This window comes from Streptococcus chosunensis (assembly GCF_003626515.1).
GTDB classification, from domain to species: domain Bacteria; phylum Bacillota; class Bacilli; order Lactobacillales; family Streptococcaceae; genus Streptococcus; species Streptococcus chosunensis.
Genome location: NZ_RBCK01000005.1, coordinates 1 through 8,837 on the forward strand (window position 1 = coordinate 1; position 8,837 = coordinate 8,837).

At 34.0% G+C, this 8,837-nt stretch carries 9 protein-coding genes and 2 pseudogenes; 3 read left to right on the forward strand and 8 right to left on the reverse strand.

The window, feature by feature from the left end:
• On the reverse strand, nt 1–918 hold a 918-nt coding region (locus D7D54_RS09170; RefSeq protein WP_120719273.1), incomplete at its 3' end, for a plasmid recombination protein.
• An 856-nt stretch (nt 919–1,774) separates the two neighbouring features.
• Here D7D54_RS09170 and D7D54_RS09675 point away from each other — a divergent pair.
• Nucleotides 1,775–1,897 (forward strand): annotated as a pseudogene (locus D7D54_RS09675) (transposase); the annotation flags it as partial.
• Nucleotides 1,898–1,962: 65 nt separating this feature from the next.
• Here D7D54_RS09675 and D7D54_RS09185 read toward each other — a convergent pair.
• The 5 genes from D7D54_RS09185 to D7D54_RS09210 all read right to left on the reverse strand — a co-directional run bounded on the left by D7D54_RS09185 (nt 1,963) and on the right by D7D54_RS09210 (nt 5,349).
• On the reverse strand, nt 1,963–2,154 hold the full coding sequence (locus D7D54_RS09185) for a hypothetical protein (protein WP_020902503.1): 192 nt from the start codon (nt 2,152–2,154) through the stop codon (nt 1,963–1,965).
• Nucleotides 2,103–2,294, reverse strand: coding sequence for a nucleoside hydrolase-like domain-containing protein (locus D7D54_RS09190; protein WP_079266279.1), 192 nt, complete (start codon nt 2,292–2,294; stop codon nt 2,103–2,105). The genes D7D54_RS09185 and D7D54_RS09190 overlap by 52 nt, the downstream gene beginning before the upstream one ends.
• Nucleotides 2,295–2,379: 85 nt before the next feature.
• Nucleotides 2,380–2,988, reverse strand: coding sequence for a DUF1269 domain-containing protein (locus D7D54_RS09195; protein ID WP_120719274.1), 609 nt, complete (start codon nt 2,986–2,988; stop codon nt 2,380–2,382).
• A gap of 949 nt (nt 2,989–3,937) precedes the next feature.
• A complete protein-coding gene (locus D7D54_RS09205) occupies nt 3,938–4,267 on the reverse strand; it encodes a hypothetical protein (protein ID WP_227038806.1) in 330 nt (109 codons plus the stop codon).
• 92 nt (nt 4,268–4,359) lie between these two features.
• Entirely contained in the window at nt 4,360–5,349 is a 990-nt protein-coding gene (locus D7D54_RS09210) for a type IV toxin-antitoxin system AbiEi family antitoxin domain-containing protein (protein WP_024056487.1), read from the reverse strand.
• Nucleotides 5,350–5,571: 222 nt separating this feature from the next.
• Here D7D54_RS09210 and D7D54_RS09215 point away from each other — a divergent pair, with 222 nt between their 5' ends.
• On the forward strand, nt 5,572–6,465 hold the full coding sequence (locus D7D54_RS09215) for a nucleotidyl transferase AbiEii/AbiGii toxin family protein (RefSeq protein ID WP_031576638.1): 894 nt from the start codon (nt 5,572–5,574) through the stop codon (nt 6,463–6,465).
• A gap of 249 nt (nt 6,466–6,714) precedes the next feature.
• Here the strand turns inward: D7D54_RS09215 and D7D54_RS09345 are convergent, their stop codons facing one another.
• Nucleotides 6,715–6,870, reverse strand: a complete 156-nt coding sequence (locus D7D54_RS09345; RefSeq protein WP_020902496.1) for a hypothetical protein — start codon at nt 6,868–6,870, stop codon at nt 6,715–6,717.
• 602 nt (nt 6,871–7,472) lie between these two features.
• Between D7D54_RS09345 and D7D54_RS09220 the strand changes: the two genes are divergently transcribed.
• On the forward strand, nt 7,473–8,285 hold the full coding sequence (locus tag D7D54_RS09220) for a replication initiation protein (protein WP_120719275.1): 813 nt from the start codon (nt 7,473–7,475) through the stop codon (nt 8,283–8,285).
• A 78-nt stretch (nt 8,286–8,363) separates the two neighbouring features.
• Here D7D54_RS09220 and D7D54_RS09225 read toward each other — a convergent pair.
• A pseudogene (locus D7D54_RS09225) lies at nt 8,364–8,837 on the reverse strand (plasmid recombination protein); the annotation flags it as partial.

Genomic DNA, 8,837 nt, shown 5'->3' on the forward strand with positions numbered 1-8,837 from the left:
AACAATCACAACACGTTCACGATTATTAAATAGCCCTCGCTCTTTGATTTCAAATTGACTTTTATCTACTTCTGTTTCACTGATCATTTTTAGACGTAACATAGCATTGATAGTTTCATCTTCTAATTTTGCTTTATCCAACTCTCCTGACATGTTTGCGACTTCATTCTTCAAATGCTGCAGTTCCCTCTCTTCTTGCTGCTTCTGTAATTCAATTTGTCGCATAGTTTCTTTATATTCTCGCATATCCTTAATATCGTTCGTCTGACCTAACTTGCGTTCGATATTAAGGTTTTTCATAAAGTATTGAATCCTATCAATTTCATGATCACGAAATTGTTTCAGTTGGCCACGGCCTTTTTCTTTAAATCCTTCCTGGAGGAGAGCTTTTGAAAAAGATGGTTGTTTTGAAAGACCATTTTTATATCCATCAGCAATAGGAACAACGTTAAAATGAGCGTGAGGAGCTCCATCTTCGTCTAAATGGACAACTGCATTATAGATGACTAAATGATCGTGTCGTTCATTAAAATCTCTTACGTAGCTTGCTAGGGCCTCTCCTACCTCTCTTTTTTTATTGAAATCCATCTTTTCCCAGTCGGATTTATTACCTACTGAGACTACAAATTCACGTTGCAGATCCAATGTCTTTGATTTTTTAACGTGTTTGTAGTAGTCTTCAATTTTTCTATCCTTCCTCCGTTGTTTTGAATTATAAGTATTTAAAGCATCGTCAAATTCATCGTGATAGACTTCTCTTATGTCACGTTTAATAATCGTTATATTTTCGTGGGACAATGCACGATTTATATGCCTGTGTTCATTACTCTTAAATTCTTCTTCGCTCAGATCTCTGTTATTATGACGTATATTTGTCATGCCAGTTTTTGTTTTAAAAGAAATGGTCATTTGATTCATTAGTTTATTTCCTCTCTTACTATTGTGATAGTAGTATGCCACAAAAAGCAAAAGATAATAAAAATTTTTGAAAATTTCCGTTAAAAACGTGATTAACAAATTTATTTGAGCATTTGTTTTTAAAAAAGATGGTCTTATATAGTGACCATCTTTTTAGAATTTATAGAACACTATACAAGCCCATCTTTTCAAAATTTATGGATTACTATATAAGTCCATCTTTTCAAAATTTATGGATTACTATATAAGTCCACGTTTTTAGAATTTATGGAGCATTATATAAGTCCATCTTTTTAGAATTCATGGATTACTATATAAGCCCATTTTTTTAGAATTTATGGAACACTATAAAATCCATCTTTTCAGAAATCATGGACTACTATATAAGTCCATGATTTTTAAATCTATGGATTTCTATATAGTTTCAGCAGATTAAAGAGAAATATTTAGCCCAAAATGTTGGGCTACGGCGTGGGGCTATCGCTATTCCACGCCAACTATTGTCGATATGTAATCAGTTGAAAATAAAAATATCTTTCTCGGATCAAGCAGAGTTTCTGTTACTCTTTGTCAAAGAGTAAAAAAACGCTCTGCCGAGGGCTATGGGTTGCACCCCTTTTTTGACCCTCACGGTTCAAAAAATTCACTGCTTTTTCGGCCCACAAAAGTGGACTCGAAAAAAATCGGCGCGAATAACGCACCGAAAAAAATTGCCTAGAAACTCATCAATCATCAAGCACTTACTCATATCGTCCAACACCTCAGCCGTACTCTCAATCAAACTCGTATTCAACTCATGAAGTAATTTGACAAGAAATCCATTGACTATCGTGCCTTAAAATACTGCTGGCGATTGGTTCTCAAAGACATCAAACGCAATGCCTTTGGTTTTCGGAACTTTGAAAACTTTAAAAAACGGATTTACCTCGCTTTGAACTTCACAAAAAAGAGAACCAAGATGGTTCTCTCCAGGGCTTAGTTATATGTCCACCCACTACAGTTGACAATGAGCATTTTTAAGAGCAATAATCTAGCTCATCTAAATTATTTGACCGTGAGAATACGACGCACATAGGTTTTGAATGGAGTCTCGGTCACATTTTGCACCTCAGTAATGATATGGAAGGTATCGCCTGACTTTGCATCGTCAGGGATATGAACCGTGAGACTTGCGCCCTCTTCTGTTATATCGAAGACATAATGCGGGTCCACCTCTTCGGAATGTAGGGAGGCCATTCTGCCGTCCCCTCGTAGCGCTCCTGAATAGACTTGAGGGCTCTGGCAGTTGTATTGGTCCCGCCCCAGGTCTGGATATAGAGGGTTCGGGGGTCATCGTCCAAAATGAGTTCCTCTAAAAAACGTGATCCTTCCGTCACTTCCTTTTTCTAAAATCTAGTTTTTTAAAAAAATAGGCTATCTTCCAGAAGTAGAAAGCCTATTTTTTATGAGATGCTTGAGTGCTTACGCTTTCAATTTGTCAAATTTTGCTTTGACATTTGCCTTGAATTCTTCAAGTTTAGCCTTGCGTTCGGCTTTACGTTCAGCCTTCATTTGTGCACGTGCCTGGTTGTAGAGGTCTTCTTGGACTTGCAGAGCTGCTTCGATTTCGGCTACGACGGTTGCTACATCCCAACGCACGATTTGGGTGTCGTACTTGGTGAAGTAAGCATCGATGACTGCTTCGTTGTCTTCTTGCACCAAGGCAACAACGGCTGTTTCACCGTTAGTCAATTTCTGAGAAACAACGTCAATCAGGCCAGTTTCTGCCGTATCAATGGTATCACCAGCAGCCAAACCATAGAGGCTACCAATACCATAACCAAACAAGACGCCGATAGGACCACCCAAAAGCCCGATAACTGCACCGAGCAAGCCACCTTCTAGGGCTGCATCCGTCGTTGAATCTTCAAAGTCATAGCGTTCTTTTTCAACGATATGACCGTTTTCATTTTTGACCAAGGCGATTTGAGCAACCTTGGTCGTCTGAGTTTGGCGGAAAGCCTTCAAATCCGCAAAGGACTGATAAGCTTCGCTTTCAGTGCTAAAGATTGAAACTACTAGATTTTCCATAGTTAATACCTCTTTTCTAAAAATTACACATACATTATAACAAAGTTTTCTTTTTTTTGAAACTACTTTTATGCGACAATTTACATGATATGTCGCAATTTGTCAGCGTCGAAGGACTGGTGCAGGCAGCGGTATATCCTTGCCATATCTCGGGCCAGACACTCTGGCGACTCTGAGTGATTATCAAGAAAGGCGTCCAGCAACATCTTAAAGCCACCCGTGCAAAAAGTCAATAAATGGTGTCTTTCCTACAAATCCCCACCACTGATAGGGGGTACGAACATACACGAAAGTATGGCTAAACCCATGATACGTATAATGACGGTTGAACTGATTAATCCCTATATCCGTCATGTGGAACATAGCACGTAGTACCTGGGGCGGAGTAAAAGTAGTCGCTAGCGATCTTAAAGTTGTCGGTGACTAAGCATGGAAAAACAACATGAAGATTGACTACTTCGCTGTAACATCAAAGATGTCCCATCATAAAAGGTACTAGAAGAGATACTGCTTATTACTCAAGATGGGTTTGCCCTAAAGTCTCTTAAACAATAAGGTGAATTTTGAGATGAACTTTTCAAAAAAACAACTTTCCGAAAAATTGATCTTTTTCGGAAAGTTTGATTAAGGGTTTCTCGTAAGTCCTTGGGGCTCTAGGAGTCTAGATGATTAGTTGTTCACGAAAAAAACTGAAAAGCTCTCAGAATTATCATGTCAGCATCAAAAATGCAGAGTTTTTGTATAAAAATCCGAAAATCGAAGTCGATTATACAAAAATGACAACGGATATTACTCTTATAGAGAAACATCCATTGTCATTTTTTTGTAGCTTATTAAGAATTATAACCAAACATCCAAAAAAATAATAATGTAAAATCGGATCATCATTTGTAAACTCCTTTAGTAAAGAGTGCGTTTCCAAAAGTGTAGTTAGTCCAGAAATGAATTCTCACTCCCAAAACTTCCACCATCTCTTCGTTTTCTGTTCAATCAGCAACTGATTATCTTTTTGAGTTGCCAAAATAATCGTATGCAGTTGCTCAATTTGCTTCTTGTAGTCGTCTATTTGAGTTTTAAGGTCTGATATACGCTCATCTTTCTCTTGTAATACATTTGTATTATCTACGTAATCGCTTGTATTATCCTCTTGGAAGAGTATCTTTCTAGCATATGAACTGATCGAGTCTCCAAATTCTGTAGCTCTTTCCTTTAATTCTTCTTTTTCTCCAACGCTCATCCTGATGTTTAGGACAGTCATTTTTTCAGTCAAAACTTTCACCCCGTTAGCTAATATAATACACATTATAACACACAGTATTATTAAATAATACAAGAAAAACTGAGTTTTTGACTAAATTTCTTTGCGAAAAATTAGTATTTTTTGGAAATGTTGTGAACACTTCTTGGATAGAACACTCCTAACTCTTTATCTTGATGAGGGTATATCATTTGATAGTCTAGATAAAAAGTCAAATTATTGCGAGGGTCATTCTGGTATCGTTTAAGCTCAGATTTATATTCATATTTTGCATTCCTTAAGTAAAATGCAAGTGATTTATAGTATGGATAAGAATAATTAAATTTTTCTAGATATTCCCAAATCTTTCTGACATTTATATTTTTAGCTCGAATAAATGCATCAAGAATTTCAGAAACGCCCCCGCTATACCCAGGTCTTACCATAGCATCGATTAGTGTTCTCTCAACATTTGTTGTTTTAATAGGCTTTGAAAACCCAACAACTTCCTTAGTTATAACTCCTGTATTGTGAGTACTTTTCGAATTTAGAACATGCACTTTATAAGATGTTCCGTCATATTCAAAAGAGTAGATCATATTTGTTCGTCTCATACTTTTGGAGAAGGCATAATCGATACGTCCTTGAGTTATAGCCAGTCTATCACCTAAAGTAGAGCGTTTTTGGGATTGTTCTTTGTTAATATATATGTCTTTAGGGCTATTAATAGTTAGATCATGAACGTACATAGCACTATAATGAGATAGAAATGAACGAGATAATAACGATAAAGCAATTTCGTAAGGAGAAACGTATATATCTGAGGTTATATAGCGAATAACATAATCCCCTTTGTATTCGTTCATAATTTTAACTGGTTTAAAAAGTTTTAGTTTATCAATAATAATATCAGTAAACTTATTAAGGGTAGCTCTAGACTTAAGTTTTCCTTCTTCTTTTAATTTCTGAATAATTTGAATGATAGAGGTCCTATTTAAAATATTTCCAAATTCTTTTTTAGATTTTTGAACAATTTCGTCAGAATATTTTATTAAACCATAAGTATCTTTTTTGATTTGATGTTTGATTAATATTTTCTCAATTTCATTGTCTGTAAGGACCATTACTATTATCCCTCCAATATACTAGTTAAGATTTCACCGCTAAGGTATGGTATATATACCATACCTTAAGTATGTTTTAATTTATTTTATTTAAAAGCTATGGTATATATACCATAGCTTTAGTATAGCAGTTTAAAAAATAAAAAACAAGAAATTAAGATAGATCGCAAGTTATACATGGTATAATAAACTAACAACACTAGTAATATGATAGAGGTACTTATGAAACCAGATGATATTAGAAACACCATTTTAAAAGCAATTTTTTCAGATAGTGATCTGAAGGAAAATCTAGTTCTAAAAGGTGGTACTGCTTTAAAGCTACACAATATAACTGATCGCTCATCTCAGGATTTAGACTTTTCAATTGAAGAATCTATAAGATATGATAAAGATGTTGAAGGAAAAAAACTACAAGGTTTAATTTCAGATGCTTTTAAGCAAATTGGTTTTTTAGTTGTTGGATTTGAATTCATTGAAAAACCTAAAAAAAGAAAACGAGACTTGCCTCCGTTTTGGGGAGGATATAAGATTTCTTTTGCGATAGTCGATACAGAAAAATATCAAGAAAAAATAGATTTACAGGACCCTAATAAAATGAAGGAGCTAAGTAAATATGGAGAAGCTTTAGAAAATAATAGTAAAAAGATAGAAATAGATTTGAGCTATGATGAATATGTTGCGGATAAAGATAGTTATGATTTAGAAGGGACAACTATTTATCTCTATAGTCCACTAATGATTGTCTATGAGAAAATAAGAGCATCCTGTCAGCAGCTTGACGATTACAAGTTGGTTGGTGATAAAACACGTGCTCGAGATCTATATGATATCTATAAAACTTTAACAAATAAAGGACAAATTGATTTACGTGAAGCTGTTCTTAATCAAGACAATTTCTATATACTAGAAAATATTTTTCAAGCAAAAGATGTGCCACTTGAACTTATGTTAAAATTAGATAGCAAAAAGACAGAATTAGCTGAAGATTACAAAGCAAAAGTTGTCCCTCAAATACCTGCTAAAGAAATTGAAAAGTTTGAGTTTCTCTTTTCCTACAACGACCAATTATTCAAAGATTTGTTTAAAAAATATCAAGATTATAAACGAAAATAATCAAATTTTAATTCTAAAAAAGGCCAAAATAATAAAAAGTCTCATTATAAAATTGAGACTTTTTTGCTAGCATTTACTCTCAACTATATATCTTAAAAAAGAGGTAATTTTAGAACAATATTTTCTCCTATATCAATTCAAAAAGAATTTAAAAGTTTGAATATAAAACTGGAACTTTTTTACACACTTTTTCATCAATTACCCTACAAAAAAGACAGCAGGAATCAAGTTAAAAAATTCTATTTTGTCCTATATTTTTAGGAAAACACTAGTTCCTCTTTCGATACCTTCTTTGATAGTTCCTGCAGCTTGTTCCAATTTTCTTCTGTCGTCATAATACAGGCTCTTTTTTATCTGATTTTGTTGCTTGCTGCCATCAGGGAGTATTAAATAAAAATCAAACACTTATTTAACCTCATATAAGGACGTATTTGCCTCTTAGAGAGTCCAAGGTGGAAATATCCGACTTTTATCAAAAAAGCCCCTTAACGGCCAAAATATGGCTCCTGATGACGTCTTTAATTTTGTACTGTAGTGAAAAGCGTAAAAAATCTTTTTTTCCTCATGATACGAACATAGTTGCAGAATTCCTTCTGTAAATTTATAGAAATGAAGAAGGGGAAATGTAGTTAGTTTGAATTTTCTATTTGTAAATATTTAGCTAGAAAATAGTGAACTGAGAAAAAGATTTTTTTATTTTATTAAAAATAAAATATAGATTTTTTTCTTAAGAAGATACTTTCTAATTTACTTTCTAACCTACTTTATATTACTTTATATTACTTTGTCGACCTTAGAAACTCAGTAATACCAGGGGGTTGCGGATAAATAATTGACTATTTTGTACCCCATTATTGACTATTTTGTACCCCATTATTGACTATTTTGTACCCCATTATTGACTATTTTGTACCCTATTAATGACTATTTTGTACCCCATTATTGACTATAAAATTAAAAATTGATAGAATATAGCATAATAGGAAATATAGTAAAAGGTAAACAAGATGGTATTAAATAGAAAATCCAGTAAAATCTATGAAGAACTAGCTTCTCGTCAAAATTATTTAGTTGTCCAGGCGAATGACTTGGCCAAAGCATTTGGTAATTTAAAAGCTTTTGAACACAAGGTTTTAGACTACTGTTTTTCATCTGTAACGAAAGATAGTAGAGTTGGTGATGTCTTTACGGTTCATAGCCTTGACATTATGAAGCACTTTGGCTTAACTAAAAACGGTCAGAATTATAGACGGATTGCAGAAGCTTTTTCGAGACTTAACGAGAATACAGCCCTATATATCCCTGAAACATTGCCTGACGGTAGACGTTCAATAATCATGACTCAACTTTTCAGCAGAATAAGATTTATTGAGGATGGCCTTGTAGAGTTTAAATTCTCTGAAGATGCTGGACCTTTAGTTTTTGAGTTGAAAAGAAACTACTACTCTTTCCATTTGGATGAGTTAGGAAATGTGAAATCAAAGTATTCTTTGATCTTGATGAAACTTTGGGAAGCATATCGCTTAGGAAATCGAGAATATACAACCATTAAGGGAAGTTTAGAGGAATGGCAAGATTGGTTCTTGGGTGAAGAAAAGTCATGGCCTGCAGGTTTGTTTAAGAGGAATGCTCTCATGGTGGCATGTGAAGAACTAGAAATGAAATTCAACGCTGATATAGATTTAACAACTGTAAAAAAAGGACGAAAAGTTATCGGGTATGAGATGGTAATTAGGGATAGACGGATGCCAACCACTGCAGAGGTAATCATAGAGGCAGAGAAAGCATCACATCAGACAGATATCTATGATTTTTTGTAATTTGAACATGTATTAATAATTAGGACTTGCATATGCAAGTCCTTTTCTAGGAGGAGAAAAGAATATCCCCTAATTTATCTAACGATCTAAATCAAAATCTTGCCACAAACCTCCTTCAATTTCAGCTTCTTGACGTTCATAGATTTTATCTGAGATCTCATTTTTTTCCTCTTCAGATAAATATCTTTCAAACTCTGATTTAAAACGTTTATAAGTATCAGCTTCTTTCTTAGCTTCAAAATACTTATCCCAAGCATTTCGATTCTCTTTTTCCAATTTAGTTTTCTCTTTTTGGAATTCTGCTTTCAGTTCTTTGATCACATTCTTTAAAGATGAAATTGTAGAATGTAACTTTTTAATGAACCCTATTTGAAGAATAGACTCTTTAAAATCGTTCAACAAATTCGACAATGGGCTATAGTTCGCCTTCATGGCTATTCTATCAAACTCATCTTCAGGAACAATCACAACACGTTCACGATTATTAAATAGCCCTCGCTCTTTGATTTCAAATTGACTTTTATCTACTTCTGTTTCACTGATCATTTTTAG